A 26350-nucleotide genomic window follows, 5' to 3' on the forward strand; every position below is an offset into this window, starting at 1 on the left:
GCACCACCTCTGCGACAAACTGCTAGGGATTGTCGTCAGCGACGACGTCTGTTCTCCTTCCGTCGTACCCGCTCCCTCTCTCTCGGCGTAGGTGGTCGTCGTGCGCATCCTCGACACGGTCGTCGACTCCGTCGTCAGGCCCGCCGTCCAGCCCGCCGTCCAGCAGGCGCAGGTCTCGGTCCCCATGCAGCGCCAGGTCCAGGCGCTGCACCTCTACCAGCGCGGTCACCATCGCGAGCATCTGGGTCGTCGCCATCGTCGGCGCCATCGCCCTCGACCTCCGCCCACCCGACGCTCGAGCAGGCGAGCGCACCCGTGACACCACCCGCGAGTCGTCCCGGCCGAGTCTGTCGCCGTGGCTCAGATCGGTTCCACACCTGCCACGAGCCACTGTCCGTCGGTCCAGACGAGTCTGATCTCGACCGTGCTGACGTCCAGCCTGGGCGCCACCAGCTGCGAGCTGCGAGTCGTCTGGTTGAGATAGAGAAGGACCGTGGCCTCCTCGCCCTCGATCGTCTCCAGCCCGGAGGCCAGTACCTCGGTCGTGAGCACGGCGCGGTACCTCCTGGCCCTCGGTTCGACTGTCGACCCGGTGTACTCGGCGTACTCCCGAGCGAAGCTCGGCGTGAGAAAGGCCCGGGCTGCTTCGACGTCCTCGTCCAGCCGGGCGTGGTCATAGCTCAAGATCGCCGCGGCAGCCTGCTCCGCGACCTCCAGAGCGTCCTGGCGTCGGTCCTCGCGCGTGGACGCCTCGACGGCAGTCCGCGCCAGGAGACCGGTGCCGACGCACGCCAGAGCCAGCAGGAGTGTCACCACCACTCGCCACGTGGACAGGACCTGAGCCTGTCTGGGCCCCGGGCCGGGCATGTCGCGGACCTCCTTCTCGGAGTCGTGCTGAGCCACTCGCTTCACGTGACCGTCGCAATCTCGTCCAGGAGCCACTCGCCCTCGATGCGCTGCAAGGCGAGCCGCAGCCTGAACCGGCGTTCCTCACCCTGCTGTGCCGAACGGTTGTCCACCCTCACGTCCATCGCCACCAGCACCATCACGGAGTCGTCACCAGTGGAGTCGCCGAGCGCTGTCGCCACGACCTCGCCGGACGACCGCGCCTTCTCACGCCTGATGATGGGTCGCAGCTGCTTCACCGCTTCGCCGAAGCTCGAACGGAAGTTCTCGGTTCCCAGGGCCAGCAGAGCGTCGAAGCTGCCGTCGAGCTCTCGGTAGTCGTACGTGGTGAAGGTCTGGGCAGCCCTGCGGGCAGCCTCGAGCGCGGCGTCACGGTCGTCGGCGTCGTGGGTGGAGGAACGCAGGCTCAGGCCACTCCACGCTGCGACGACCATGCAGGACCCCACCACCAGCACCACCAGGACCACCAGCGGTCGAGCACGCAGCCTGGGCGACCTCACGAGGACCCCCGCCGGGACAGGGAGCCGACCAACAGGTCCTGCCAGCTGACGGCCTGGCTCTCCGGTGCATCCATCCTCCCCAGGACGAGCAGGGGACCGTCGGGACCGCTGACGACCCCCGTCCGCTGGTTGAGCACCACGGACCCGGGGAGAGAGGCGTAGGTGCTCTTCTCCGAGCGGCCACCGTCCTCGTAGGACCGAGTCGGTACGTCGTCGGGGCCGAGCTTGCCCAGGCGTGGGTTGTCCACCTTCTGGGTTGCCGGGTCGTAGGTGTCGCCGGGGAGCTTCGGGACGTTCTGCGATCCACGCACCGTGGTGCTGCTGCCAGGCGGCTCGGCACAGTAGGCGTTCAGGTTCGCGCGCTTGTCCGGGTTGCCCAACTGCTCGACCGGCTCGGCCTGCACGGACTTGACCGTGCCGGAGTACCCCTCCGAGGTGCACACGCCGCTGGAGTAGTCCAAGGCCACGTCGAAGTGCACGAAGCCGTCGCCCTGCACCACGTTGAAGGTGTTCTGGACGAGCCGGGGAAAGGCGACGAGGAAGACCCGCACGCCGTCCAGGCGCGCCTCGACGATGTCGCCGACAGTCAGCAGGTCCTGCATGAGCAACGGTAGCTGCTGGTCGTTGTCCTTCACCAGGTCGATGACGTCGGGGAGGGTGGCCGACGTCTCCCGGATGAGTGACCGGACCGAGTCATCGGCGGCTGCGACCTCGTCGGTCACCAGCTCCAGGTCCCGGGCCCACGCCTCGAGGGCGCGTGAGGTGTCTCGTTGGGTGCCGAGGACGGTGCGGCCGTTACTGAGGACCTCACGCGTGTCAGGCAGCGCGATGGTGAGGTCTTCGACGATGTTGTCGGTCTCCTCCACGATGGTCCTGAGCTCTGGGCCGAGCCCGCCCAGACCCTTGCCGACCTCGGCCACCACCGTCCGCAGCGCCCGCCTGTCCACCGACTCGACGAGCTCCTGCACGCTGAGCAGGACCCCGTCGAGACGCGGCGGGATGTCGGTCTCCCCACGCTCGATGACATCGCCGTCGGCCAGGAACGGTTCGCCGACCTGGTTCGGCTGCAGGTCGACGTACTGCTCCCCGATCGCGGAGCGGTTCTCCACCACGGCTCGCACATCGCGGGGGACCTCGCTGTCCGGCTCGAGCGCCATGACGATCGAGACCCCGTCGTCGGTCAGCTCCACAGCGTCCACCCGGCCGACCGCCACGCCCCGGTAGGTCACCTCCGCGTTGGGGAAGATGCCTCCGGCGTGGGCGGTGGTGGCCCGCACCTGGATGGGACGGTTCCACAGGTAGCGATCCAGCCCGACGTACTGGACGCCCACGATGGTGGTACCGAGCGAGGCGATCACCAGGAACACCAGGAGACGCAGGCGGTAACGACCATGGCTCATCGCCCCAGACCTCCAAGCCCTTCGAGCAGCTCGCGCCCGCCCATGACGTCGGGAGGCGGACTCGACTGCTTCGTGCGACCCGCTGATTCGGGTACCGGAGTGAGGGGTCCCCGCACACAGTTGGAGCCGAACTGGCCGCACTGGATGCGTGGCTCAGGGTCACCCAGCGCTGGTCCGGGCCCGAAGCCATCGCGCAGCAGCGCGGCGAGGTCGATCTCCAGCTCGCCCGACAGTTGCACGTAGTCCCCGGCGATCCCGCCGTAGATGTTGCGGGCGAACGGGTAGGTCAACAACGTGTCCAGGGTGTCGAAGAACGACGGTGCTGCCTTGGCGATCTCAGTGAGGATCGGGTCCAGCAGGCGCAGGTTGGCCACCGTGTCGGCCTTCGTGCGCCCGATGACCCGGCTCGCCACCTGACCGAGGCCGTCGAGCTCGGCGAGGGCTTGGGTCAGGGCGCGCCGCTGTCCCGCCAGCGCCTCGATGCCCGAGGGCAGCTCATCGAGGGCGCTCTCGACCACCCCGCGGTCAGCGGCCACGGTCCTGCTGAACTGGTCCAGGCCGTCGATGGCGCGCACGATGTCGCCCCGACGGCCGTTGAGGGTGGCCACCACGGCGTCCAGGTCGCGCAGCCCGGTCCGCACAGTCTTCTCGCGGCCTTGCAGCGCCAGGTTCAGCTCGCGGGTCACGACCTCCAACTGGCCGATCCCGCCGCCGTTGAGCAGGGCCGATGCCCCGCTGAGGAGTGTCTCCACCTCCACTCCGGCGCCCGTCCTGGACAGAGGAATGACCTCCCCCTCCCTCATCGCATCCGGCGGTCCGGCTGCAGGACTCTCGAGCTCGATGTACTTCTCGCCCAACAGGCTGGTCTGCTCGATGCTGGCCGTGGCCTGTCGAGGGATCTCCGCGGCCGGTTCGATCGTCAGGACCGCTCGGGCCGCGTAGTCGTCGGCGAGCTCGACGGAGCTGACCACTCCCACCTTGACGCCGTCGAGCTTCACCGTCGCCAGCGGGACCAGGTCCAGGACGTCGTCGAAGACCGCGGAGATCTCGTAGCCGTCCTGGACCCGCGACCCCGGTAGCCCCACGTCCTGGAGCTGGGGGGCCCGTGAGCATCCGCTGGTGGTCAGCGCGGCCACGACGGCGACCATCAGCCATCGTCTCATCGTCGTCCTCCCGAGCCTTCGACGACTCCGTCACCGAGCTCGGCGCCCTCACCGAGGGGCTGGGGCAGCCCCTGGAGCAACGGTTCCACCGGATCGACGAGCGTGTTGACGATGGGGCACAGCCGACCCAGGCCGTTGCTGGAGATGAGCTGGCAGAGCACCAGGCTCGGGTCCGTCGTCAGGGTGCCGTTGACGGCGATGCGCGCGGTGAGCGCGGACGTCTGCGGGTCGAAGGTCCCGATGAAGTTCTGCAGCGTCACCGGCGCGAGGTTGAGTGTCTCGCGCAGGGCCTGCTCCTCCTTGAGGATGGTGCGGGTGACATCCAGGAGACCAGCCATGTTGCGCGTCAGCGCCGGACCGCTGTCCCTCACGAGCGAGCGGACCTCCTGCATCGCGACGGCAAGTCCATCCACCGTTCCGACCAGAGCGTCACGTTGCGACGCCAGGCTGCCGGAGACTGCCTCCAGCGTGGAGGCCAGTCGGCGCACCGGGGCATCACTGGCTGCCAACGCCCGGGTCAGTTGAGCAAGATTGGTCAGGGTCGAGGCGAGGTCATTGCCGGTCCCCGAGGCAGTCGCGACGGCGCGGCTGAACTCGGTCACGGTGTCGTTGAGCCGCGAACCGTTGCCCTTCAAGGTCCGTGAACCCGCCTGGAGGAGATCGTTGAGGGCTCCGTCCCGGTTCGCCCCACGCGGGCCGAGTGCTGTGGACAGGTCCTGCACCTCTTCCAGGACCTCGTCGACCTCCACCGGGACAGCAGTGCGTTCCAAGGGGATCTCGCTGTCCGGCTCGAGCGCCGGGCCACCGCTGTAGACGGGCGTCAGCTCCAGCCGACGGTCGCTGACCAGCGTGGGGGCGACCACGACCGCCCGGGCCTGGGCTGGGATACGCAGGTCGTCGTCGACGGTGAAGCTCACCTGGACCGCGGTCCCTTGGGGCTCGAGGTCGGTGATCTCGCCGACCTTGACCCCCAGCACACTCACCTGGCTGCCCACGTACAGGCCGACGGTCCGTGGGAAGACGGCTCGGTACTCGGCGCCGCTGCCGGTCACGGCGGGGGCGGCTGCCACAGCTCCGGCGGTCGCGAGGACACCCACGACCAGCAACACGGCGATCCTGCGGCCTCGCGCCCACCGCTCCTCCATGCTCACCGGTCGGCTCCATCCTGCTGGGGGGGGTCGGGGAAGACCTGGGGGGTCAGGCCGAAGAGGGCGGCGTCGAACCAGCGACCGTTGCCCAGCACGGTCGTGTAGTAGCGCAACAGCGGGGCGTACAAGCGCACGCTCTCCTCCAGGTCGCCCTTGTTGCGGCGCAGCGTCGCAACCGTGGTCTGCAGCTCCTTCAGCGCAGGGCCGAGGTCTTCACGGGTGGCCCTCACGGTGGCTGTGATCTCCTGGGCCAGGCGCTGCGTGGCGTCGAGGAGTCGCTCGATGGCCAGGCGTCGCTGCTCCAAGACCGACAAGAAGGCGCCGGCGTCGCGGACCAAGGCGCTGATGGTCTGCGAGCGATCCGCCAAGATCCGGGTGACGGAAGCAGACTTGCGTACGAGGTTCTGCAGCTCCTGATCGCGCCGTGAGACCACGCGCGACAACGACGCCACACCGTCGAGCGCCTGCCGGGTCTGGGGCGAGGCGCCATTCAGCACCTCGGTGACGGCACGGAACGAGGTTGCAAGGACATCAGTGTCGATGTCCTGCACGCGCCGGGTGAGTCCACCGAGAACGGCTTGGAGGTCGAAGGGCACCTCGGTGCGCTCGATCGGCACCTTGCCGCCCTCGAGCTCGCCGGTTCCTGCGGACGTCAGGGCGATGTACTCGGTGCCCAGCAGCGTCTCGACCTTCAGGGCAGCGCGGGTGGCGCCGCCCAGCTCGACGCCGTCGTCGACCTCGAGCGAGACGGCCACCACCTCGTCGGTGAGAGCGAGGTCCTTGACCGTTCCAACCTTCACCCCGGAGATCCTGACGGGGTCGCCTGTCTTCAGCCCGGCAGCATGAGCCAGTTCCACGACGATCTCTCTCTTCCCGAAGAGACCATTGATCCGGCCAGCCGACAGACCAGCACCCACCATGAGGGCAAGCGCCATGATGCCGACCAGACCGAACAGTGGCAGGTTCCTTCTCCTCATGGCCGACACAGCGCTTCGTTGTTGCGGAGTCCAGGTGCCGTGATGGACGGCGTGTTCGGCAGTGTCAAGGTGATGTCCAGTTGGCAGACGAAGAAGTTGAGGTAGCCGCCGTAGCTTGCGGCCCGGGTGAAGGAGTTGAGCTTGATCGGGAGCAGGTCCACCAGCTCCTGCAATTGGTCCTTGGTGTCGGCGAAGGCCGATGCAGCCGCACGCAGCGACGCGATGTCTCGAGTGAGTGGAGGACGTGCCTCTTGGAGCAGGTCCGCAGTGGACGCGCTGAGGTCCGCGATCCCGTCGAGGGCCCCCGCGATCACGAGGCGGTCCTCTGCGAGGCCGGAGGACAATCGGCCCAGCTGGTCGACCAGGGCCCGCAGGCCGTCACCGCGATCGTCCACGGTGTCCAGCACCACGTTCAGGTTGTCGATCACGCGGCCGATCACCACGTCGCGCTCAGCGAGATCCTGGGTCAGGGTGGCCGTGTTGGCGACCAGCGACGCGACGGTTCCGCCCTCACCCTGCAGCGTGCGCACCACCTGGAGGGCCAACTGGTTCACCTGCTCCGGGTCGAGGACGTTGAAGATCGGTCGGAAACCGTCGAGCAGGACGGTCAGGTCGAGGGCCGCCTTCGTCCTGCCCAGCGGGATGGTCCCGCCCGGCTGCAGCAGGTCGTCCGCCGCGGTGCCTGGCGTGACGACCAGGCTCAGGTATCGGGCTCCGACCAGATCGCGATAGCGCAGCTCGGCGCGCGTCTGCAGGGGCAACTGCACTGATTCGTCGACCGTGAACTCGACCACGGCACGTTGGTCGACGTCGAGCGCCACGTCAAGGACCCGGCCCACCCGGACGCCGGACATCCTCACCTCGTCGCCGGGAACCACCCGGGTGGCGTCGGCGAACACGGCACGGTAGGGCACTGGGTCTCTCGGATTGGTGCCGGCGATGGTGGAGAACAGGATGCCGGTCGTCCCCAAGGTCAGGGCGAGGAAGCCGATCAGTCCCAGGGTCGATGCCGGCGGTCTCCGGAAGCGGGGTCTCACTGGTCCTCCTTCGTCCGCAGGCCGGAGGTGACGTTCGCCACCATGTCGAAGAAGGGCGAGAGCAGGCCGTCGCTGGTCTCTGCGCTGCTCTCGGGGAGTGGGAGGTCGAGGCTGTCCAGGAGGCCTTCGGGAAGATCGAGGCCGGGGAGAGGATCGCGCTCGCCGTCCTGCTCCTGCTCCTGCTCCTGCTGCTGCCCCGTATCAAGCGGAGTAGCGGGGAGTCCGAGCAGTCCGCGATAGGAACCGATCAACGCCAACGCCGGCGCGGGGATGTCCGCGTTGGGTGTGCCCCCGATCGCCTCGTCGGTCACGACCGGACACGATGGCCCGAAGGCCTTGAGGTCCTCCAGGAGCTTGGCCTGCAGGGGCTCGTTGGGAGCGAAGCCTCGGGCATACACGCCGCGGGTCTGGCCGAGACGCAGCCGTCCGCGGATGACGAACGGGCCGTCGTCACCCCCGAAGACGTCGTAGATGCGCTGGATGGCCAGCTTGGCGCCGTTGAAGACGCAGTCGAACTCCGGGGAGTACTCCTCCAGCAGCGCCAACGTCGGACGAAGACTCTCCATCAGACCTACCAGCGTCTCCTCGTTCTCCTCCAGCAGGACCCGCACCCGCCCGGAGACGTCGCTGGTTCCGCGGAGCGAGGCCGCCACATCGCCGATCTCGTCCCGCACGGTGCTGATCGTGGTGACCGCGTCCCCGGTGATGCCGAGCAGACGCGGAGCCACTCGTGCGTAGACGGCCGCCACGTCCGCCAGCAGCGTGAGATCCGCCTCGAGATCGGGAAGGAACGTGCGGGCGCTGCCGGCGTACGCGGCCACCGAGTCCAGGGTCCGGCCCAGGTCGGCTCCGTTGCCGGCGAGGGCGAAGGCGAGGCTCGACGTCGCAGCGTTGAGATCCGCCGGCCTGACGGTGCGCAGGAGCGGGTCGAGGGAGTCGAACACCTCTTGGAGGCGGACCGAACGACGAGTCGTGTCCTGGGCGATGACCGTGCCGGCGCGGATGGAGTCGTCGGCGCCCTGGGGCACGAGCTCGACGTACTTCTCACCGAACAGGGTCTTGGGCACCAGCCTGGCCGTGACGTCGGCGGGCACCTTCGCGGCGAGCTCCCGGTCGAGGGCGACGGACAGCAGGACATCACCCTCCGCAGTGGGTGACAGCTCCTTGACCTCGCCCACCCGAACGCCGTTGACCTTGACGTCCGCCTGCCGGTCCAGCTGCTCCTCGGCCCTCTCCAGTCGGACCTCCACCATGACGGTGTCGGCGAAGACCTTCTGGTAGCTGGCGAACGTCAGGCCGACTCCGGCGACCCCCATGGACAGGGCCAGGAGTCCGAGCAGCGGGTAGCGGATCGAGCCTCGGGAGTTGCTCATCCGGCGATCCTGACGGTGGTCGTCGATCCCCAGATGGCCATGCTGAGAAGGAAGTCGAGCACGACGATGGCGACGATGGCGAAGCGGACCGAGCGTCCCACGGACATCCCCACGCCCGCAGGTCCACCTGAGGCGGTGAAGCCGTACCAACAGTGCACGAGGATGACCATCACCGCGAAGACCAGGACCTTAAAGACCGACCAGGCGATGTCCTCGGGCGGGAGGAACAGGTGGAAGTAGTGGTCATAGGTTCCCTCGGACTGGCCGTAGACCAGCGTCACCACCGATCGTGTGCTCAGGTACGACGCGAGGAGGCCAACGAAGTACAGCGGGACCACCGCCAGCATCCCGGCCCACACGCGGGAGGCGACGAGGAACGGGATCGGGGAGACTGCCATCACCTCGAGAGCGTCGATCTCCTCCGAGATCCTCATCGCTCCGAGCTGCGCGGTGAACCCGCAGCCCACCGTCGCCGAGAGTGCGACGCCGGCGACCAGCGGCGAGATCTCCCGGGTGTTGAAGTAGGCCGAGATGAAGCCCGTCAGGGCGGAGGCTCCGATCTGGTCCAGCCCCTCGTAGCCTTGGAGACCGACCTCGATGCCGGTGAAGAAGGACATCGCCACCACGACACCCACGCTCCCGCCCAGAGCCGCCAGAGCGCCTCTGCCCAGTGCGACGTCTCCCACCAGGCGGAGGGTCTCCATGCGATAGCGCGTGATGGAGAGGGGCATGGCACGCACGACCGCCCAGGTGAAGGATGTCAGTCTTCCCAGCTCGTCCAGTCCTCCGATCGCTCGGCGTGCGACTCGGGGGATGCCTGGTCTCGAGCGAGCAGGAGCAGCGCTGACCATGGGTCATCGACCTCTCGGGGGCACGATCTCGGTGTACACGGCTGTGATCAGGAAATTGACGGAGAACAGCAACAGGAAGGTCTGCACCACCGCGGCGTTGACCGCATCACCGACGCCCTGGGGCCCCCCACTGGCGGTGAGGCCCTTGTAGGAAGCCACCACACCCGCGATCAGGCCGAAGATCGCCGCCTTGAGAGCTCCGACGTAGAGGTCGCTGGACTGAGCCAGCGTGGCGAATCCGGCGAAGTACGAGCCTGCGCTGCTGCCCTGTAGTCCCACGCTGAAGAAGTACCCGCCCACGATGCCGACGAAGGCAACGAAGCCGTTGAGCAGCACCGCCACCGTGATGGCCGCGAGCACCCGGGGCACCACCAGGCGTTGGACGGGGTCGATCCCGAGGACTTCGAGGGCATCGATCTCCTCTCGGACCCTTCGGGCTCCCAGGTCGGAGCAGATCGCGGTCCCGGCCGCACCGGCGACGAGGAGCGCGGTGGCGATCGGCGCCGCCTCCCGGATGATGGCCAATGCGGAGGCTGCACCGGTGTAGGACTGCGCCCCCAGCTGTCTGGTGAGGCTGCCCAGTTGCAGGGCGATGACCGCACCGAAGGGGATGGCCACCAAGGCGGTGGGCAGGGTGGTGACTCGCGCCACGAACCACGTCTGGTCGACGTACTCCCGTGCGGCGAAGGGGCGTCGGAAGGTGGCACGGGCGACGTCCACGAACATGGCGAACAGCCCTCCGGCGCCGGCGAGCGGCGCCAGCACGAGGTGCGTCACCGGTCCCACCGCGCCGGCTCGACGCCACGGAGCGTGGCAGTCATCGCCGGCGAGACCAGGCCAGGTCCCCCCACGGGGCCCGCCAGCAGCGGGACCGTCCCCCACCGGCGAGCGTCCATCGGCTCGCCGTCATCGCGCGACAAGGTGGTCACCGGCCTCGTCCGCCGCCGGCCTGCGGCTGATGTGTCGACAGATCGCGTCGGCCACCTCGTCGGCTCGCTCCAGGGTGAGCATGTGCCCCGCGCCCTCGAAGGTCGTCAGCTCGGCCTGGGGCAGTGCCCTCGCGATCCGCATGCTGTGGGACACCGGCGTCAGCCGGTCCTCGGTTCCGACCAGGATCGTGGTGGGGGTGTCCATCAGTGCGCGCAGACCGGGAGTGCCGTCATGCAGCGCCAGCCCGGCGTAGAACGCCGAGACGACCCCGAGCGGAACGTCCTGGACCACCGCTAGCATCTCGTCCACGAGATGGGCAGGGGCTCCTCGTCCGAAGCACAGCGCTCGGATGGCGAGCCACAGCTCTGGGGCGAGAGCGTCGTGTCGTTCTGCCCAGGACTCGAGGCGACCGAGCATCGCCATGACACTGGGTCCCAGGACGCGTACGCCGACTCCCAAGGGGCCTGGGAGGCCGAAGTCCGACTTGGACAACTCCCCGGCGCTGGAGCTGACGATCACGACACCGTCCACGCGTTCGACCACGAGAGCAGGCCGTTGCTCAGCCAGGTGCATGAGGGTCATGCCCCCCATCGAGTGACCCGCGAGCACCAGCCGCCCCTCCGGCGCCACCGTGTCCACGACGGCGGCGAGATCCGCCCCGAGCTGGTCGAGCGTGCAACTCTCCGCGAGGCCACGGTCCGACCGGCCGTGGCCGCGATGGTCGTAGGCGACGACACGTGCATGCTGACTGAGCACGGCGATCTGTCGTGACCACAGGCGCGACGACAGGGTCCACCCGTGCAGCAGCACGACAGTGACGGGGGCGTGAGGGTCACCCCACTCGTTGACCGCCAGCCGCGCTCCGTCGGGCGCGTGGACGAAGGACTGCCTCACAGGACGACCAGCGCCGTTGCTCACGAGATCCCTGTCCGGCTGCGTCCTGGCCCGGAGCACCTTGCCGCGCGCCGCACGATGTGCCACCGCGATCCCCAAGCCGGCGAGAGCCACCTGCGTCTTCACGTGTGCCGTCCCTTCCTTGCAACCTCGTGCGCCCGTCAGAACGTGACGACTTCTAGTGCGACGTCAAAAGGTGTCACACGCCTGGAGAGACGTCAATCACCTTCCACAAACTAGTCAGCATTGTGCGTGACAGTATTTAGCGGTACGTTCGAACACGTCATAGACCTGTCCCCAGAGGAGGAAGACCATGTCAACTCGCGAGTTGGCCAACCACGCCCCCGGCTCTTCGTCACCTGAGAGCGGGCGCGGTCTCACGCCCATGAGCCTCAACGAGGCACTCAGTACTGAGGTCACCCAGGAGAACTACGAGGACGTGCTGCGCACGCTGAGCCAGGCGTCGGTGGACCGCCACTTCGATGCCTTCGCGGACATCCCGTGGGACGACGAGGACTTCCAGGTCAGGCAGGACGACGAGCGATGGGTCCTGCCTGCCGCGGTGGACCCGCTCGGCGGCCACGAGTGGTACCTCAAGCAGCCGCTGGAGCGGCAGATCGAGATCGGACTCTGGCGCCAGGCGAACATCCTCAAGGTCGGCCTTCAGTTCGAGAACGTGCTCATCCGGTCCATCATGCAGTACGTCTTCGCACTGCCCAACGGCTCGGTGGAGTACCGGTACCTGATGCACGAGGCCACCGAAGAGTGCCACCACACGCAGATGTTCCAAGAGGTCGTCAACCGCATCGGCGCCGACGTCGACGGCATGCCGTGGATCCTGCGGAAGCTGGCACCGGTCCTGCCGATGCTGGTCACGCGGTATCCGGTGGTCTTCTTCTTGGGTGTGCTTGCCGGCGAGGAGCCGATCGACCACACGCAGAAGTCGATCTTCAGGGCTGGCGCCGAGCTCCCGCCCGTCCTGTCACGCGTCATGGAGATCCATATCGCTGAGGAAGCCCGACACATCTCCTTCGCTCACGAGGCCGTGCGCCTTCGTGCACCCCACCTCAGCCGGAAGGCGCGGCACATCACGGCGGCCCTTCTGCCGCTCATCATGCGGTTCCTCGGCGACGCCATCCTCGTCCCGCCCAAGGCTTTCCGGGATCGCTTCGACATCCCCGACCACGTGATGAAGGAGCTGTACTGGCAGGCGCCGGAGTCCCGGGAGCGACTGCGCGACCTCTTCGCCGACGTGCGGATGCTGGCCGAGGACAGTGGCCTCATGACGCCGGTGTCTCGCCGGTTGTGGCGCTGGTGCAAGATCGATGGCCGGCCGTCACGTTTCCGCAGCGAGCCTGCGGTCGTCTTCCGCCGAGCGGCGTGAGCCGGTGACCCACGTCATCACCCAGGCGTGCTGTGGAGATGCCGCTTGCGTCTTCGCCTGCCCGGTCAACGCCATCCAGCCGAACCCGGATGACGAGCTGTTCGAGTCGGCCGAGATGCTGTACATCGACCCCAAGACCTGTGTGGACTGCGGCGCGTGCGTCGCGGCGTGCCCGGTCGGAGCGATCACTCGCGACACCAGGCTCCCGGTCGACCAGTTGCCCTTCGTGGAGATCAACCGCCTCTTCCACGAGGTGCATCCGGCCACCCAGCGGCGAGTCCAAGCCATCGTCCCCACATTGATCCGGCTGAACCCCCCGAACAAGCCGTTGCGTGTGGCCATCGTGGGCTCTGGCCCCGCAGGTCTCTACGCTGCGGACGAGCTGCTCAAGCAGGACGGGGTGGAGGTCGCCGTCTACGACCGTCTGAGCGTCCCCTACGGACTGGTCAGATCGGGGGTGGCGCCGGATCACCAGATGACCAAGGCGGTCGACAAGCTCTTCCGCGACATCGAGGACCTGCCGGGGTTTCACTACGCCTTGGGCGTGGACGTGGGCACCTCGGTGCACCACGAGGAGTTGGCGGCGCGCTACTCCGCGGTCATCTACGCCACCGGGGCGTCGCAGGACCGTGTCCTGCAGGTACCCGGTGCCGATCTCCCGGGCGTGAGCAGCGCGACTCGCTTCGTCGCCTGGTACAACGGCCACCCTGACCATGGCGATGCCCACGTCGATCTGAGCCATCGCCGGGTGGTGATCGTCGGCAACGGCAACGTCGCGATCGATGCGGCGCGCATCCTCACGACCGATCCGGACGCGTTGGCCCGCACCGACATCGCTGACCATGCCTTGGCCGCCCTTCGCCAGAGCAAGGTCGAAGAGGTCGTGGTGCTGGGGCGCAGAGGGCCGGAGCACGCGGCGTTCACGCTGCCCGAGTTGGTGGGCCTCATGGCTCGACGCGATCTCGAGGTCGTCGTCGCAGGCGATATCCCGCCTGCCCCGGAGTGGGCCGACGTGCAGCTTCGCCACAAGCTTGACCTGCTGCGGAGCCTGCCGACCGAACATCAGGCCGCGCCGAGCTCCAGGCGGATCGTGCTTCAGTTCTGGTCCTCGCCGCACCGGTTCGTCGGCCAAGACCAGGTGGAGGAGGTCGAGATCCGCAGCGCCGGCCCCGGATCACCGCCCGGTGGCACATCCGATCACCTGCCCGCCGGTCTGGTCCTCTCGTCCATCGGTTACCAGGGCTCGCCGATCGCGAGTCTCCCCTTCGACCCGGACCGAGGCGTCGTGCCGCATGTGCGCGGCCGGGTCGAGGGTCTGCCAGGGGCCTACGTCGTCGGATGGATCAAGCGCGGACCTCGCGGGTTCATCGGCACCAACAAGACGTGTGCGCGCGAGACGGTCAACAGCGTGCTCGAGGATGCGACGTCAGGCGTTCTCGAACCCGTGTCGCCTGCAGGGGACTTGGGTCAGCTGCTCCGCCAGTGGCATCCCGACTCCGTGGATCTTCCGGCATGGCGTCGCATCGACGACGCAGAGATCGCACACGGCCTGTCAGCAGGGCGGCCGCGTGTGAAGCTGACGAGCGCGATCTGAGCGGGATCGCGCGGACGACGGGCACGCTTCGGCAGCGCGCCCGTCGTCCCCGTCCCTGTCGTGGTCAGTCATAGGCGACAGAGCGAGGGGCTTCCCCCGTCCACAGTCGGTGCCACCGACCGGGACCCGGAACCCCGGATCTGCTAGTTGCGGGCACCGAGATCGGCCCTCAGCAGCCGCTGCACCACATCGTGGGCACCCGACCCCAGCTCCTCGCTGAGCGCCGAGCTGACCTCCTGGGTCATCGCACCCTGGAAGGCGCTGAGGAAGGCCTGGACGGCCAGCGGCTGCAGCCGCGCGTGGATCCCGGTGATCCGATTCCAGTCCTCCTCGGGCATGCCAGCCTCGACGAACTGGCTCCAGACGCTGTCGCGGAACAGCTGGACGAAGCATGCCGCGACCTCGCGCGCTGAGTTGACGACGACTTCGCCGGCTGCGGCGACCCCCTGAGGCGTCAGGCCCACTTTCACTGCCTCGGCTGCGGCCGTCAGCAGCCCCGGGGCCGTGACCGTGACGTTCCCGTCGGGATCGAACTCCGCCCCGACCAGGTCCCCGAACTCGGTCAACGACTCCAGCGTGGCGCTGGCTCCGAAGAGGCTCAGGATCTGTTCTGGGGTGTAGGTGGTGGTGGGCTCGGCATCCCAGGGAGCCAACAGCCCGCGGATGATGTGCAACATGGCCTCGCCGGCATCATCCGGAACTCCGGCGAGGATCTGCTCGATGCTGGACAGGCTGAAGCCAGCGGACTGCATCTCCTTGATGAAGGTCAACCGTGCCAGATGTGACCCGTTGTAGTAACCGACGCGGCCTTGCATGATCGGCGAGGGCAACAAGCCCCGGGAGGCGTGCGATCGGAGAGTGCGTACCGTCATGCCCGATGCAAGCGCCAATGCGTCGATGGTCATCAGGTCGTTGCTGCCACTCTTCACGTCAGCCATTGTAGGGAAGGCGGAGATGTCCGGCCCGCCGCGGGCCTGGCAGCGAGGGACGACGACTCACCAGCAGACTGAGCGCCGAGGCTGACTGTCGAGCACGGCACCGTGGTCGTCGCGAACCCGACACGCGGCTCCTCGCGATCATGTCAGCTCGCGCCGTGCTCCGAGCACGAGGGCTTGCTGGTACAGCGGTGCGGGCAGCCGCGACAACAGATCGATCACCTTGGCGTCGGGGCCGACGGTGACCCTGCGGCGATCGCGTCGGACAGCCGTGAGGATGGCGCTCGCCGCCTTCTCGGGCGAGGTCAAGGAGATGGTCTGGAATCTCCCGTGCGTCGACTCCAGGTCAGCCGCGGCACCCAACGACTCGTGGAGGCGCGCATTCTTGACGATGTTCGTCTTGATGCCGCCAGGATGGACCGTGGTCGCCGATACGGGATGCCGCGCGACCTTCAGTTCCATGTACAACGCGTCGGTGAAGCCTCGGACGCCGAACTTGGCGGCGTTGTAGGCGGACTGCGTCGGCACCGAGATCAACCCGAAGACGCTGGAGACGTTCACGACGTGCCCCTCGCCCGACCTGATCAAGTGGGGCAGGAACGCCTTGGTCCCGTGGACGACGCCCCAGAAGTTGATCCCCATCAACCAGTCCATGTCCTCCCACGTCATGGCTTCCACCGTCGAGCCCAGAGCGACTCCGGCGTTGTTGAAGATCAGGTTGGCCTTGCCGTGCGCTCCCACGACGGACTCGGCCCAGGCCGACATCTCTGCTCGGTTCGCCACGTCCACGACATCGCTGGTCACCAGAGCCGTACCCTCCGCCGCGCCGTCGCGACACAGCGCTTGGGTCTGCGCAAGCCCCGCCGCGTCGACGTCGGACAACGCCAGGGCGCAACCCCGTCGGGACAGGTCGACGGCCAGTGCACGGCCGATCCCCGACGCGGCGCCCGTGATTGCCGCCACCTTGCCATCGAAAGTCCTCATCACAACGTCCTTTCTGCGCGCTGGCGAGCCCAGCGCCAGAGGTGTCAGGAGGCGCGCGCCACTGCCGTGGCGGACGACTCGGACTGGGTGGTGTAGGCAGCAACATCGAACTTGCGTGTCCGCCAGCGCAGCTCGAAGCTGAAGCCCGGCCACAGGGTGGAGTTCTTGCCGTTCGCGTCGAGGTACCACGACCCGCATCCACCGGTCGTCCACACCGTGCCCTCCATCCGCTCCTCGATCTCGCGATTGAAGTCGTCCTCGACCTCTCGACGTACGTCGATGCTCGAGAGGCGGGATCGATCGACGGTCCGCAGCGCATCGAGAACGAACGCGACCTGGGACTCGATGTAGAAGACCACCGACGTGTGACCCGGTCCCGTGTTCGGTCCGACCAGGAGGAAGAAGTTCGGAAAGCCGCTCACCGAGGTCCCCAGATAGGCCTGAGGGCTTCCCTTCCACCGTTCGGACAGCGTCTCCCCTGCTCGACCGCGAATCCGATCGGAGATCGAGGTGTCGGTGACGTGGAAGCCGGTCCCGAAGATGAGGGTGTCGATGGCGTGCTCTCGACCGTCCCGGGTGGTGATGCTGTGGGGGTTGATCCGCTCGACGGACTCGGTGACCACCGAGACGTTGGGCCGGGTGAGCGCCGGGTAGTAGTCGTTCGCGATCAGGATCCGCTTGCAGCCGATCTTGTAGTCCGGTGTCAGCTTGCGGCGGAGCTCGGGGTCCTTGACCTTCCAGTGCATGTGGGCAAGGGCCAGCTTCTCGACCGCTCGTAGCAGTCCAGGCCGGTGAACGAGCCCCGGCAGCATGGCCTCCTGCCGCCAGTAGACCGCGATCCGCACTGCCTTCTGCAAGGCAGGCACCGTGTTGTACAGCCGCTTCTGGAGCTCCGGGACGTTCCGGTCCGGACGCGGGAGGATCCACGGCGGCGTACGTTGGAAGACGGTGAGCTCACGGGCCGCTTCCGCCACGTGCGGGACGAACTGCACCGCGGAGGCCCCCGTGCCCAAGACCGCCACGCGCTCGCCGCTCAGGTCGTGGTCGTGGTTCCACTGGGCGCTGTGGAACATCGTGCCCTGGAAGTCCTCAATCCCGGGAACGTCCGGGTAGGACGGCTCGCTGAGAGGCCCGGCACCCGAGATCAGGAACTGGCTCCGGACAGTTCCGGCGCGCGTCTCGATCTCCCACTCCTGGTCGTCTTCCATCCACGTCGCCCCGAGGACCTCCGCGTCGAACACGATGTGGGGCATCACGCCGAACCGCACAGCGGTGTCACGCAGGTAGCGGTGCAGCTCGGCTTGCTGCGAGAAGGCTCGGCTCCACCGCGGGTTGGGAGCGAACGAGAAGGAGTACAGGTTCGAGGGGACGTCGCAGGCACAGCCCGGGTAGTCGTTGTCGCGCCACGTACCTCCCACGTCGTGCGACTTCTCCAGCACGATGAAGTCGTGTCGGCCCTCCTGCTTCAGGCGCACGGCGGTGGCCAAGCCGGCGAAGCCGCTGCCGATGATGGTCACACGGCTGCGCGGGGGCAGTTCGGTAGGCATCTGATCTCCGTCCTCGACTTATGACGCGAGACAACGTACCACAAAACAACGTCACATGATTCGGGGGTATCTACTGGGGTGTCGGTCATCGGCGTCGACCGCTTGGACGCGCCGGTCGCCGTCCGTTCGGCGTCGCGCCGGCCCGTCCTCGACGTCGAGGACTGGGGCGACCTCCAGCCCGAGCTCAACGCGCCGTCCAAGGCCGGCGCGATCATGGAGATGATCGCCAAGGTCGACGAGCGGATGCTCGAGACCCTCGCGGTGCGCGGCACCCCGGAGGAGTGCGCCGCGGAGCTGCACCGGCGCTCCGGCGACCTGACCGACCGCGGCTGCGCCTACTCCCCCGGCTACGCCCCCGGCGCCCAGCAGGCCCGCGACCTGGTCACCGCCCTCGCCTGGGCGCCGGGCACGAGGAGACGCGTCCGCGGGGTGACGTGCGCCATCTCCGCGACAACCTGCTAGGGATTCTCGTCAGTGAGGACGTCTGTTCTACTTTCGTCGTACTCGCTCCCTCAACCCGTGTAGGTGGTCGTCGTGCGCATCCTCGACACAGTCGTGGATTCCGTCCTCAGGCCGGCCGTCGACCAGGCCCGTCCGACAGGCCCAGGTCACGGTCCCCATGCAGCGCCAGATCCAGGGGCTGCACCTCTACCAGCGCACCAAGCGGCTGGTGGTCGGTGACGACCAGCCGCGCTTCACCGAGGCGCCGCTGCCCGAGGTCGAGGACCTCGACCTGACCGAGATCGACACGAGCAACCCGTTCCTGTGGCGCCAGGGCAAGTGGGAGTCCTACTTCCGCCGGCTGCGCGACGAGGCCCCGGTGCACTTCCGCGCCGAGAGCCCGTTCGGGCCGTTCTGGTCGGTGACGAGGTACGACGACATCGTCACCGTCGACAAGGACTTCGAGACCTTCTCCGCCGAGCCGCAGATCGTGCTCGGCTCCCCGCCGGAGGGGCTGGACATCGAGATGTTCATCGCCCTCGATCCGCCGCGGCACGACGAGCGCCGCGCCGCGGTCCAGGACGTGGTGGCGCCGAAGAACCTCGAGGAGATGGAGACCCTCATCCGCGCCCGCGTCGCGGAGGTCCTCGACTCCCTGCCCGTCGGCGAGCCCTTCGACTGGGTCAGCCAGGTCAGCATCGAGCTGACCTCCCGCATGCTCGCCACCCTGCTCGACTTCCCCTACGACCAGCGCCGCAAGCTCGCGGAGTGGACCGACCTGATGGCCGGCAGCGCCGGCGCCACGGGCGGTACCCCGGACATCGACGAGACCTACCGTGCGGCCGCCGAGGTGGCGCGCGCCTTCAGTGAACTGTGGCACGACAAGGCGGCGCGGCTCGCGGCGGGCGAGGAGCCGGGCTACGACCTGATCACCCTCATGCAGCTCTCCGAGGACTCCAAGGACATCATCGAGCGGCCGATGGAGTTCCTCGGCGACCTGACCCTCCTGGTCGTCGGCGGCAACGACACCACCCGCAACTCCATGTCCGGCGGCGTGCTGGCGCTGAACCAGTTCCCCGACCAGTTCGACCGGCTGCGCGCCGAGCCCTCGCTGGTGCCGAAGATGATCCACGAGGTCCTGCGCTGGCAGACCCCGCTGGCCTACATGCGCCGCGTCGCTGCGAAGGACACCGTCCTGAACGGCCAGTTCATCCGCAAGGGCGACAAGGTCGTGATGTGGTACGCCGCCGCCAACCGCGACGAGCGCCGCTTCGAGGACCCCGACGCGTTCGTGATCGACCGGCGCAACGCCCGCCACCACCTCGCCTTCGGCATCGGCACCCACCGCTGCATGGGCAGCCGGCTCGCCGAGCTGCAGCTGCGCATCCTGTGGGAGGAGCTGCTGGCGCGCTTCGAGGACATCGAGGTGCTGGCCGAGCCCGAGCGGGTGCAGTCGAACTTCGTGCGCGGCTACAGCTCGATGATGGTCCGGGTCACCCCCCACGGCCACGAGCGCCCCGAGCCGGGCCCCTACCGCCAGATGTGACTCGACCGCCGGTCTGCCGAAGACTCCCCCGCCGGTCGCGGTGCGAGCGAAGCGAGCCACGAGACCCCGCCCGCCGAGGAGCCGGCGCCGCGCGCCAAGACGCCCCGCCCCGGCACCGAGCTGCACGACGTGACGGTCGCCCGGCGGCGTACCCCCGCCGAGGGCGTGGTCGAGCTGACCCTCACCGCCCCCGACGGCGAGGCCCTCCCCGCGTGGCAGCCCGGCGCCCACGTCGACCTGCTGCTCGACGACGGGCTGACCCGGCAGTACTCCCTGTGCGGCGACCCCGCCCAGCCCGGGGAGTGGACGGTCGCGGTACTGCTCGAGCGCGATGGGCGCGGCGGCTCCAGCTTCGTCCACGACACGCTCACCGAGGGCACGACCCTGCAGGTGCGCGGGCCGCGCAACCACTTCGCCCTGGAGGAGGCTCCGCGCTACCAGTTCATCGCCGGCGGCATCGGCATCACCCCGATCCTGGCGATGGTGCGGGCGGCGCGGGCCAGCGGCGCGGACTGGCAGCTGCTGTACGGCGGCCGCTCCCGCGCCTCGATGGCCTACCTCGAGGAACTCGAGGGCGACGAGCGCGTGACCATCTGGCCGCAGGACGAGCACGGGCTGCTCGACCTCGACGCGGTGCTCGGCACCCCGCGCGAGGACACCCTGGTCTACTGCTGCGGCCCGGGTCCGTTGCTGGACGCCGTGGAGTCGCGGTGCGCCTCGTGGCCCGAGGGCGCCCTGCACCTCGAGCGGTTCGAGGCGACCACGGTCGAGGCCCCGGACGACGCGCTGGACACCTTCGAGGTCGAGTGCGTGCAGTCGGGCGTCACCGTGACCGTCACCGAGGACCGCTCGGTGTTCGAGGTGATCCAGGAGGCCGGTGTCGACGTGCTGGGCTCGTGCCTGGAGGGCATCTGCGGCACCTGCGAGGCCGACGTCGTCGAGGGCACCCCGGACCACCGCGACGCGGTGCTCAACAGCGCGGAGCGGGCCTGCGGCAAGACCATGATGACCTGCGTCTCGCGTTCACTGTCCCCGCGGCTGGTCCTCGACCTCTGAGGCCTCCTTGTAGATGCTCTGCCCCGGCACCCCGGACCGCTTCGAGACCTCGGTCATGCTCAGCGCGTCCCACCCGACCTCGGCCACGATCTCCACCGAGGCGTCGAGCAGTCGCTCGAGCCGCAGCTCGCGCAGCTCGGCATAGAAGGCAGGCACGCTCACGGGCCCAGGCCACCGACAGCCGCGCCCGATCTGTCGCCGCCGGCGACAACCCAGCGCCGAGACTCAGGCGCCCGCGGCCCTGGGGAGACGACCAGCGGTGCGGTCGACCTCCACTACGGTGGCGCGATGCCGTCTCGGACCCTCCCGCGCGCCCTGACCGTCGTCGCGCTCCTCCTCGGCTGCGTCGCGGCCTTCCTCGCCGACCTCCAGCTCTTCGCCCGCGACGACACGTGCCCGCAGTGGGAGGACGAGGGCCCGATGGCCGCGCCCGGCTCGCCGTACTCCCTGCTCATGTGCGGCCCGGCCGACCCGCCCCTCGTCTGGGCCTGGTACGCCGGGGTGCTGCTCGCCCTCGCCCTGGCCGTCGCGCTGCTGGTCCGCCCGCCCCGACGCCGGCTCGTCGGGACCGGGCTGGTGGTCCTGCTCCTCGTGGGCCCGACCGCGCTCATCGGGGTGCTGCACGTCAGCCTGCCCCGCGACTGCCTGTCGGGGGACCCGGACAGCTCCGACTGCGTCCGCGACCGCGAGCTCCGCTGACCCGGCGGCTCACGCGCCGCCTGGCACCCCCGGCGCCACCACGTCGAACCCGAGCTCACGTGCCGCGTCAGCCATGCGCTCGTCGTAGGTCGCGATCGCCTGGCAGCCCAAGCGCAGGGCGGCGGCGAGGTGCAGTGCATCCAGCGAGCGCAGCCGAGCACCGGGCAGCGCGCCGGCCTCACGCAACGTCCCCGCGGTGACCTCGAAGAGCCGGAAGCGACGCAACAGCTCGCTCACGGCCCCCTGGTCGACACCGAGCCGGTGCGCCGTACGCCGGAGCTCGGTCTCGAGCAACAGGGTCCCCACCACGTCGGGGTGGTCGTCGGTCCAGGCACCGAAGGCCGCCGAGTGGGGCTCCTCGACCAGCAGCTTCGCCGCCGCCGAGGTGTCGACGTAGGTGCTCACCGCTCCCCGCGCAGGTCGTCCAGCACCTCGGCCGTACTCAGATCGACACGCACTCGCGGCAGTGCCTGGAATCCACCACGCACGGTCGCCTCGCGCGCCACCGGCAGCTCGTCGACACCCGCGGGGACGAGCCGCGCCACGGGCTTGCCGTGCTTGGTCACCAGGAAGGACTCCCCTGCCTCGACGTCACGCATCACCGCAGCATTGTCGTTGCGCAGCTCCCGCTGGGTGATGATCCGCACCCCCAGAGTGTAGCGCTGCGTAGCACTTCGCGTTCGGTCCGCCGGTCGAGGTGCGAGCGCAGCGACCCACCACCGCCGGTCGAGGTGCGAGCGCAGCGAGCCACGAGACCCGACCCGCCCTGAGGGACCGCCCTGCCTGGACCACCCCGCCGGGCATGACCCACCCCCGTAGATTCACAGGCGTGCTGATGATCCACGGCCCCCAGCCGGGCCCGGTCGACGACGACGCCCTCTCCCACCACTACCCGTGGCCCGACACCACCGAGCGGGCCTACGTCCGCGCGATGATGGTCTGCACCCTCGACGGCGCGGCCGCGGGCGACGACGGGCTCAGCGGCTCGGTGTCGGGCGGCGCGGACCGCGCGGTGCTGCGCGCCGTACGCCGCTTCGCCGACGTCGTCCTCGTGGGTGGCGGCACGATGAAGGCCGAGGGCTACGGCCCGCTGAGGGCGCGCGCCGAGGACGCCGACGTACGCCGCGAGGCCGGCCAGGCCCCGGCCCCGGTGCTCGCCGTGGTGTCCGGGAGCCTCGACCTGCCGCTGGACCCGGGCGGGTTCACCGACTCCGACGTCACCCCGATCGTGTTCACCACCTCCTCCGCGGACCCGGCGAAGGTCGACGACGTCCGCCAGCGCTGCGAGGTCGTGCGGCTGCCCGGGGAGAAGGTCGACGCCGAGCAGGTGCTCGAGCAGCTGCACCGCCGCGGCCTGGGCCGGGTCGTCTGCGAGGGCGGGCCGGGCCTGCTGCACCAGGTGACCGAGGCCGGGCTGCTGGACGAGGCCGACATCACGATCGCCCCGATGCTGGTCGGCACCGACAACACCCCGAGCACGCCGATGGTCAGCGACCCGGGCGCGATGGTGCTCCAGCACGTCCTGACCGCCGAGGAGTTCCTCATGCTGCGCTACACCCGCACCGCCGAGGCCACGGGCCGCGGCAGCGACAGCGACAGCGACAGCAGCAACGACGGCGCGGACGCAGGAGCGAACTCGTGATCGACCTGCGTCGCCTGGCGGCGCTGGTGACCGAGCACGGCGACCTGCTCGACGCCCCGGTCGCCCCGTTCCGGCTCGCCACCCCCGACACCGCCCGCGAGGTCGACACCGACACCGACCCGGTCATCATGGGCGTGGTCAACCTGTCCAGGGACAGCTGGTACCGCGAGTCGGTCGCCATCGGCACCGAGGCCGCCCTGCGCCTCGGCCGGCTCCAGGTCGCCCAGGGCGCGCACCTCATCGACGTGGGCGCGGAGTCGATCCAGGACTACGCCGCCGACGTCGCGGCCGAGCAGCAGGTCGAGCAGCTGGTCCCGGTGATCGAGGGGCTGACCCGGGACGGCGTCGTCGTCTCGGTCGAGGCCTACCACCCCAGCGTCGTGAAGGCCTCCTTCGAAGCCGGCGCCCGGGTCCTCAACCTCACCGGCTCGGCGCACGACGAGGAGATGTTCGCCCTCGCCGCGCAGTACGACGCCAGCGTGATCCTCTGCCACGTCGGCGGCACCCACCCCCGCGACCTCGACCCCGACGCCGACCCGGGCGCGGACCCGATCGCCCACATGACCCCGCAGTTCGAGGCCCGCATCGCGGCGGCCCGCGCCGCCGGCGTCACCAGCCTCTCGCTCGACCCGGGCATCGGCTTCGGCTTCCGCTGGGCCCCCACGATGGACGCCCGCGTGGCCTACCAGTCCCACGTCCTGCTGGAGACCTTCCGCCTGCGCGCGCTGGGCCTCCCGCTGTGCCACGCCCTCCCCGCGGCCCGCCACCTGTGGGGCGAGGAGGTCCGCTCCGCCGAGCACTTCTTCGCGGTCCTCGCCCACCTCGGCCGCACCGGCATCTACCGCGTCCACGAGGTCCCCCGCGTCGCCGCCGCCCTCAGGACCCTCCACACCCTCTGACCACCTCCCCCAGGTGGTCGAGCAAGCGTCGAGACCACCGCACACCCAGGTGGTCGAGCAGCGAGGAGCGCCAGCGACGAGCGCGCGTCGAGACCCGACCTACCGCGCCCGCACCTTCGCGCTGGCCGCGGACACCGGGGAGAACCCGCTGCCGGTCTTGGCCTCGATGGTGAACCGCCACGGCCCCGTCGTCCCGACCCCGAAGTCCGTACGCCGCAGCTCGGCGTCGACGAAGCGCCGGATCGTCGTCCTCGCCCCGCCGGCGCCGCGGCCGTCGGCGGTGATGCGGAAGCAGCACGGCGGCGCCTCGCCCCAGGAGGGGTCGCCCCAGGACACGAGCACGGTCCGGTCGCCACCGCGCCGTCCGGGCTTCACCCGCGGCGCCGGCATCTGCTCGGGGGCGGCGTACGTCCGCCCGGTCGCGGAGATCGGCAGGCCCGGACCGAAGGCGGCGGTCACGCCGCGCACCGTCACCACGTGCTCGGTGCCGTGGGTCAGGCCGCGCACGAAGCCCTTGACGGTGTCCTTCCTGGTGCGGGCGGTCTGGAAGTCGACGGGCTCCCCGTCCACCTCCACCAGCCACGAGTCGGGCCGGCCGACCGTCTTGTGGCTCTTCTTGAAGCTGCGCCACGCCACGAAGAAGCCACCCGCCCGGGGCTTGAGCTGCATCCACACCGGCGCGGCCCACTGGTCCTCGTGGACGAACTCCAGCTCCGGCGACGGGTACCCGTACCCGCTCTCGGTCAGTGCCCTCACCGCGAAGCTGCCCGGGGTGTGCCCCAGGGAGTGGGGTACGTCGGCGCGCGGCTCGTCCACGACGAACCGCTGCGCGTCGTACGGTCCCCGCACGGCCAGGCGCACCACGACCTCGTAGCGGGCGTCCGGCTCACCGGGAGCCGGGTCCCAGGACAGGGCGATCACGTCGTCCTGTGCCCGGCTGGCGGCCTTCAGACCGGTCGGCGCCTCCGCGAGCCGACCACCGAGGGCGCCCTCGATGACGGCCCACTCCCCCGGCCCGGAGGTGTCGACCGCCCGCAACGACATCGTGAACCGTGCACCGTCCGCAGCCTGGCCGTCCGCCCAGGTCAGCCACCGGGTGTCCGCCGGCCACTCCTGCTCACGGGTGGGTCGGCCCTCGACCTCGATCACGCCCTCGAACCTGAGCAGGTCCTCGCCCGCGGTGGGCGTGTAGGTGTAGTCGACGAACACCTGCCTGCCGTCGACGGCCCAGCTCACCACCTGCGGCGCCGGGGGCGCCGCCACGGCCGGTGTGGCGACCAGACCGGACACCAGGGCGACCATGGTCCCCAGCAGGAGCAACAACACGCGGACCGACCGGCGACGGTGCATCAGGGACCTCTGGTCTGGGGCGACGGGGACGAGCGGACTTTACTTTGCGTGCGCATCCGCGGGCCGCTGCCGCACCGGACGGCTAGACCACGCCACCGAGCAGGCCTGGTACGACGGCGACCTGGCGCCCCAGGGCGGCGACCGACGCGTTCGGACTTGTTCGGGAACCCGGCGCACCGCCCGCTGCGACACCATTGCCTCCACGCTGACGCCCATGGACTCCCTCCGCCCCGCCGCCACCGTGCTGCGCCGCACCCTGCTCACCGGCCGCCGCACCGCGGTCACCCTCGTCGCCCTCCTGCTGGTGTGGATCGTCATCGGGTTCGTCTGGGCGGTGCTGCTCGGCGCCCTGCTGGTCGCCGCCCTGGTGCTCGGCGACAAGCCGCTCCCCACCGCACCGAGCCCGACCCCCGCCGCCGCCCGCACGGCACCACCGGCCACCGCACCCCCGACCGCACCGGCCACCCCGCTCGCGGCGCCCGCGACTGTCGACCTGGCACCCGGTGACGACTCCGGCCCCACCATGGAGAAGGCCTACGCCAAGCTCGGGCTGTCGCAGCTGCCGCCGTTCGAGGGGTTGGGCGAGGTCCGCACCTACGACGGTCCGCGCAAGCTGCGACTGATGCCGGACAACCCGATCGAGCAGCGCTTCGACGGCAGGACGTACTCGATGCACTTCGCCAACCAGGCCGTCAGGTGGGTCACCGGACGCGACCGGAGGGGCAACCCGACCTTCACGACGTCCACGACGGCCAAGGTGCCGGTCGACGACATCACCGGGATCGATTGGCGCGAGCCCGACCCTCGGGTCCCCGGCACCATGGGCCTGGGCCAGCTGACCGTCAGGTTCCAGGTGGGCAAGGGCCGTCACCGCACCGACAGCCGGTCGCGCGGCTGCCACATCCGCGTCGACCAGGTCGAGCAGTTCCGCGGCCTGCGCGACTACCTGTCGGCCGCCACCGGCCTGCCGGTCACGGCGGCGGAGACCGCTGTCGACCTCGAGGCCCGTCGGCTCCTCAAGCGCGCCACCGCGCCGTTCCCGGCCATGGGCCCCGACGGCCGCTCGGTGATGATGCCGCCCGAGCCGCTGTGAC

General features: G+C 69.5%; 26 protein-coding genes and 1 pseudogene. 8 read left to right on the forward strand and 19 right to left on the reverse strand.

All coding sequences use genetic code 11. From position 1 onward, the window contains the following. Positions 1 to 22: 22 nt before the first annotated feature. The 12 genes from BKA05_RS15000 to BKA05_RS15055 all read right to left on the reverse strand — a co-directional run bounded on the left by BKA05_RS15000 (position 23) and on the right by BKA05_RS15055 (position 11305). The gene (locus BKA05_RS15000; protein WP_179532146.1) at positions 23 to 256 is read right to left on the reverse strand and encodes a hypothetical protein; all 234 of its coding nucleotides are present in this window, start codon (positions 254 to 256) and stop codon (positions 23 to 25) included. Positions 257 to 360: 104 nt separating this feature from the next. Continuing rightward, positions 361 to 813 (reverse strand): hypothetical protein, encoded by a 453-nt coding sequence (locus BKA05_RS15005; protein WP_179532147.1) that lies wholly within the window; start codon positions 811 to 813, stop codon positions 361 to 363. Between the two features lie 95 nt (positions 814 to 908). Then, positions 909 to 1340, reverse strand: a complete 432-nt coding sequence (locus BKA05_RS15010) for a hypothetical protein (RefSeq protein WP_179532148.1) — start codon at positions 1338 to 1340, stop codon at positions 909 to 911. Between the two features lie 62 nt (positions 1341 to 1402). Next, the gene (locus tag BKA05_RS15015) at positions 1403 to 2806 is read right to left on the reverse strand and encodes an MCE family protein (RefSeq protein ID WP_179532149.1); all 1404 of its coding nucleotides are present in this window, start codon (positions 2804 to 2806) and stop codon (positions 1403 to 1405) included. Then, on the reverse strand, positions 2803 to 3969 hold the full coding sequence (locus BKA05_RS15020) for an MCE family protein (protein WP_179532150.1): 1167 nt from the start codon (positions 3967 to 3969) through the stop codon (positions 2803 to 2805). The genes BKA05_RS15015 and BKA05_RS15020 overlap by 4 nt, the downstream gene beginning before the upstream one ends. Further along, positions 3966 to 5114 (reverse strand): MCE family protein, encoded by a 1149-nt coding sequence (locus BKA05_RS15025; RefSeq protein WP_246290353.1) that lies wholly within the window; start codon positions 5112 to 5114, stop codon positions 3966 to 3968. Before BKA05_RS15025 ends, BKA05_RS15020 begins: the two co-directional genes overlap by 4 nt. Positions 5115 to 5116: 2 nt before the next feature. After that, a complete protein-coding gene (locus BKA05_RS15030) occupies positions 5117 to 6094 on the reverse strand; it encodes an MCE family protein (RefSeq protein WP_246290354.1) in 978 nt (325 codons plus the stop codon). Continuing rightward, positions 6091 to 7131, reverse strand: coding sequence for an MCE family protein (locus BKA05_RS15035; protein ID WP_179532153.1), 1041 nt, complete (start codon positions 7129 to 7131; stop codon positions 6091 to 6093). The genes BKA05_RS15030 and BKA05_RS15035 overlap by 4 nt, the downstream gene beginning before the upstream one ends. Further along, the gene (locus BKA05_RS15040; protein ID WP_179532154.1) at positions 7128 to 8504 is read right to left on the reverse strand and encodes an MCE family protein; all 1377 of its coding nucleotides are present in this window, start codon (positions 8502 to 8504) and stop codon (positions 7128 to 7130) included. The genes BKA05_RS15035 and BKA05_RS15040 overlap by 4 nt, the downstream gene beginning before the upstream one ends. Beyond that, positions 8501 to 9355 (reverse strand): MlaE family ABC transporter permease, encoded by an 855-nt coding sequence (locus BKA05_RS15045; RefSeq protein WP_179532155.1) that lies wholly within the window; start codon positions 9353 to 9355, stop codon positions 8501 to 8503. Before BKA05_RS15045 ends, BKA05_RS15040 begins: the two co-directional genes overlap by 4 nt. A gap of 3 nt (positions 9356 to 9358) precedes the next feature. Then, positions 9359 to 10132 carry an MlaE family ABC transporter permease gene (locus BKA05_RS15050; RefSeq protein WP_425489724.1) on the reverse strand — a complete coding sequence of 258 codons (774 nt, stop codon included), beginning with the start codon at positions 10130 to 10132 and terminating at the stop codon, positions 9359 to 9361. Positions 10133 to 10261: 129 nt separating this feature from the next. Further along, positions 10262 to 11305 carry an alpha/beta fold hydrolase gene (locus BKA05_RS15055; protein WP_179532156.1) on the reverse strand — a complete coding sequence of 348 codons (1044 nt, stop codon included), beginning with the start codon at positions 11303 to 11305 and terminating at the stop codon, positions 10262 to 10264. A 259-nt stretch (positions 11306 to 11564) separates the two neighbouring features. Here BKA05_RS15055 and BKA05_RS15060 point away from each other — a divergent pair, with 259 nt between their 5' ends. Beyond that, entirely contained in the window at positions 11565 to 12563 is a 999-nt protein-coding gene (locus tag BKA05_RS15060) for an AurF N-oxygenase family protein (RefSeq protein WP_179532157.1), read from the forward strand. A 4-nt stretch (positions 12564 to 12567) separates the two neighbouring features. Continuing rightward, positions 12568 to 14157, forward strand: coding sequence for an FAD-dependent oxidoreductase (locus BKA05_RS15065; RefSeq protein WP_179532158.1), 1590 nt, complete (start codon positions 12568 to 12570; stop codon positions 14155 to 14157). Between the two features lie 143 nt (positions 14158 to 14300). Here the strand turns inward: BKA05_RS15065 and BKA05_RS15070 are convergent, their stop codons facing one another. The 3 genes from BKA05_RS15070 to BKA05_RS15080 form a co-directional block, all read right to left on the reverse strand. After that, the gene (locus BKA05_RS15070; protein WP_179532159.1) at positions 14301 to 15086 is read right to left on the reverse strand and encodes a MerR family transcriptional regulator; all 786 of its coding nucleotides are present in this window, start codon (positions 15084 to 15086) and stop codon (positions 14301 to 14303) included. Between the two features lie 147 nt (positions 15087 to 15233). Further along, on the reverse strand, positions 15234 to 16076 hold the full coding sequence (locus BKA05_RS15075) for an SDR family NAD(P)-dependent oxidoreductase (protein WP_179532160.1): 843 nt from the start codon (positions 16074 to 16076) through the stop codon (positions 15234 to 15236). A gap of 44 nt (positions 16077 to 16120) precedes the next feature. Beyond that, the gene (locus BKA05_RS15080) at positions 16121 to 17593 is read right to left on the reverse strand and encodes a flavin-containing monooxygenase (protein ID WP_343045698.1); all 1473 of its coding nucleotides are present in this window, start codon (positions 17591 to 17593) and stop codon (positions 16121 to 16123) included. A gap of 108 nt (positions 17594 to 17701) precedes the next feature. Here BKA05_RS15080 and BKA05_RS15085 point away from each other — a divergent pair, with 108 nt between their 5' ends. Further along, positions 17702 to 18085 carry a hypothetical protein gene (locus tag BKA05_RS15085; protein ID WP_179532162.1) on the forward strand — a complete coding sequence of 128 codons (384 nt, stop codon included), beginning with the start codon at positions 17702 to 17704 and terminating at the stop codon, positions 18083 to 18085. A 72-nt stretch (positions 18086 to 18157) separates the two neighbouring features. After that, positions 18158 to 20666 (forward strand): annotated as a pseudogene (locus BKA05_RS20510) (cytochrome P450). Here the strand turns inward: BKA05_RS20510 and BKA05_RS15100 are convergent. Next, entirely contained in the window at positions 20634 to 20828 is a 195-nt protein-coding gene (locus tag BKA05_RS15100) for a TetR family transcriptional regulator (protein ID WP_179532164.1), read from the reverse strand. The pseudogene BKA05_RS20510 and the gene BKA05_RS15100 overlap by 33 nt on opposite strands. 126 nt (positions 20829 to 20954) lie before the next feature. Between BKA05_RS15100 and BKA05_RS15105 the strand changes: the two genes are divergently transcribed. Continuing rightward, complete coding sequence (locus BKA05_RS15105; RefSeq protein ID WP_179532165.1) at positions 20955 to 21365, forward strand: hypothetical protein; 411 nt, start codon at positions 20955 to 20957, stop codon at positions 21363 to 21365. 9 nt (positions 21366 to 21374) lie between these two features. Here the strand turns inward: BKA05_RS15105 and BKA05_RS15110 are convergent, their stop codons facing one another. Next, a complete protein-coding gene (locus tag BKA05_RS15110; RefSeq protein ID WP_179532166.1) occupies positions 21375 to 21770 on the reverse strand; it encodes a PIN domain-containing protein in 396 nt (131 codons plus the stop codon). Continuing rightward, the gene (locus BKA05_RS15115; protein ID WP_343045700.1) at positions 21767 to 22012 is read right to left on the reverse strand and encodes a type II toxin-antitoxin system Phd/YefM family antitoxin; all 246 of its coding nucleotides are present in this window, start codon (positions 22010 to 22012) and stop codon (positions 21767 to 21769) included. The genes BKA05_RS15110 and BKA05_RS15115 overlap by 4 nt, the downstream gene beginning before the upstream one ends. A gap of 188 nt (positions 22013 to 22200) precedes the next feature. Between BKA05_RS15115 and BKA05_RS15120 the strand changes: the two genes are divergently transcribed. Together BKA05_RS15120 and BKA05_RS15125 are read left to right on the forward strand one after the other, a co-directional pair. Continuing rightward, entirely contained in the window at positions 22201 to 23007 is an 807-nt protein-coding gene (locus BKA05_RS15120) for a pyrimidine reductase family protein (protein WP_246290360.1), read from the forward strand. Continuing rightward, complete coding sequence (locus BKA05_RS15125; protein WP_179532168.1) at positions 23004 to 23906, forward strand: dihydropteroate synthase; 903 nt, start codon at positions 23004 to 23006, stop codon at positions 23904 to 23906. The genes BKA05_RS15120 and BKA05_RS15125 overlap by 4 nt, the downstream gene beginning before the upstream one ends. A 99-nt stretch (positions 23907 to 24005) precedes the next feature. On the opposite strand, the gene BKA05_RS15130 is transcribed toward BKA05_RS15125, so the two are convergent. Continuing rightward, positions 24006 to 25256 (reverse strand): hypothetical protein, encoded by a 1251-nt coding sequence (locus tag BKA05_RS15130; protein ID WP_179532169.1) that lies wholly within the window; start codon positions 25254 to 25256, stop codon positions 24006 to 24008. A 214-nt stretch (positions 25257 to 25470) separates the two neighbouring features. Between BKA05_RS15130 and BKA05_RS15135 the strand changes: the two genes are divergently transcribed. Next, entirely contained in the window at positions 25471 to 26349 is an 879-nt protein-coding gene (locus BKA05_RS15135) for a hypothetical protein (RefSeq protein ID WP_179532170.1), read from the forward strand. Position 26350 lies beyond the last annotated feature (1 nt).

Origin of the sequence: Nocardioides marinus (assembly GCF_013408145.1) — a bacterium.
GTDB lineage: Bacteria > Actinomycetota > Actinomycetes > Propionibacteriales > Nocardioidaceae > Nocardioides > Nocardioides marinus.

Coding starts and splice junctions, on each gene's coding strand:
- BKA05_RS15000 (WP_179532146.1), bottom strand. CDS start 256: ATGGCGACGACCCAGATGCTCGCGATGGTGACCGCGCTGGTAGAGGTG.
- BKA05_RS15010 (WP_179532148.1), bottom strand. CDS start 1,340: ATGGTCGTCGCAGCGTGGAGTGGCCTGAGCCTGCGTTCCTCCACCCAC.
- BKA05_RS15015 (WP_179532149.1), bottom strand. CDS start 2,806: ATGAGCCATGGTCGTTACCGCCTGCGTCTCCTGGTGTTCCTGGTGATC.
- BKA05_RS15020 (WP_179532150.1), bottom strand. CDS start 3,969: ATGAGACGATGGCTGATGGTCGCCGTCGTGGCCGCGCTGACCACCAGC.
- BKA05_RS15025 (WP_246290353.1), bottom strand. CDS start 5,114: ATGGAGGAGCGGTGGGCGCGAGGCCGCAGGATCGCCGTGTTGCTGGTC.
- BKA05_RS15030 (WP_246290354.1), bottom strand. CDS start 6,094: ATGAGGAGAAGGAACCTGCCACTGTTCGGTCTGGTCGGCATCATGGCG.
- BKA05_RS15040 (WP_179532154.1), bottom strand. CDS start 8,504: ATGAGCAACTCCCGAGGCTCGATCCGCTACCCGCTGCTCGGACTCCTG.
- BKA05_RS15045 (WP_179532155.1), bottom strand. CDS start 9,355: ATGGTCAGCGCTGCTCCTGCTCGCTCGAGACCAGGCATCCCCCGAGTC.
- BKA05_RS15060 (WP_179532157.1), top strand. CDS start 11,565: ATGAGCCTCAACGAGGCACTCAGTACTGAGGTCACCCAGGAGAACTAC.
- BKA05_RS15075 (WP_179532160.1), bottom strand. CDS start 16,076: ATGAGGACTTTCGATGGCAAGGTGGCGGCAATCACGGGCGCCGCGTCG.
- BKA05_RS15105 (WP_179532165.1), top strand. CDS start 20,955: ATGCCGTCTCGGACCCTCCCGCGCGCCCTGACCGTCGTCGCGCTCCTC.
- BKA05_RS15120 (WP_246290360.1), top strand. CDS start 22,201: ATGATCCACGGCCCCCAGCCGGGCCCGGTCGACGACGACGCCCTCTCC.
- BKA05_RS15130 (WP_179532169.1), bottom strand. CDS start 25,256: ATGCACCGTCGCCGGTCGGTCCGCGTGTTGTTGCTCCTGCTGGGGACC.
- BKA05_RS15135 (WP_179532170.1), top strand. CDS start 25,471: ATGGACTCCCTCCGCCCCGCCGCCACCGTGCTGCGCCGCACCCTGCTC.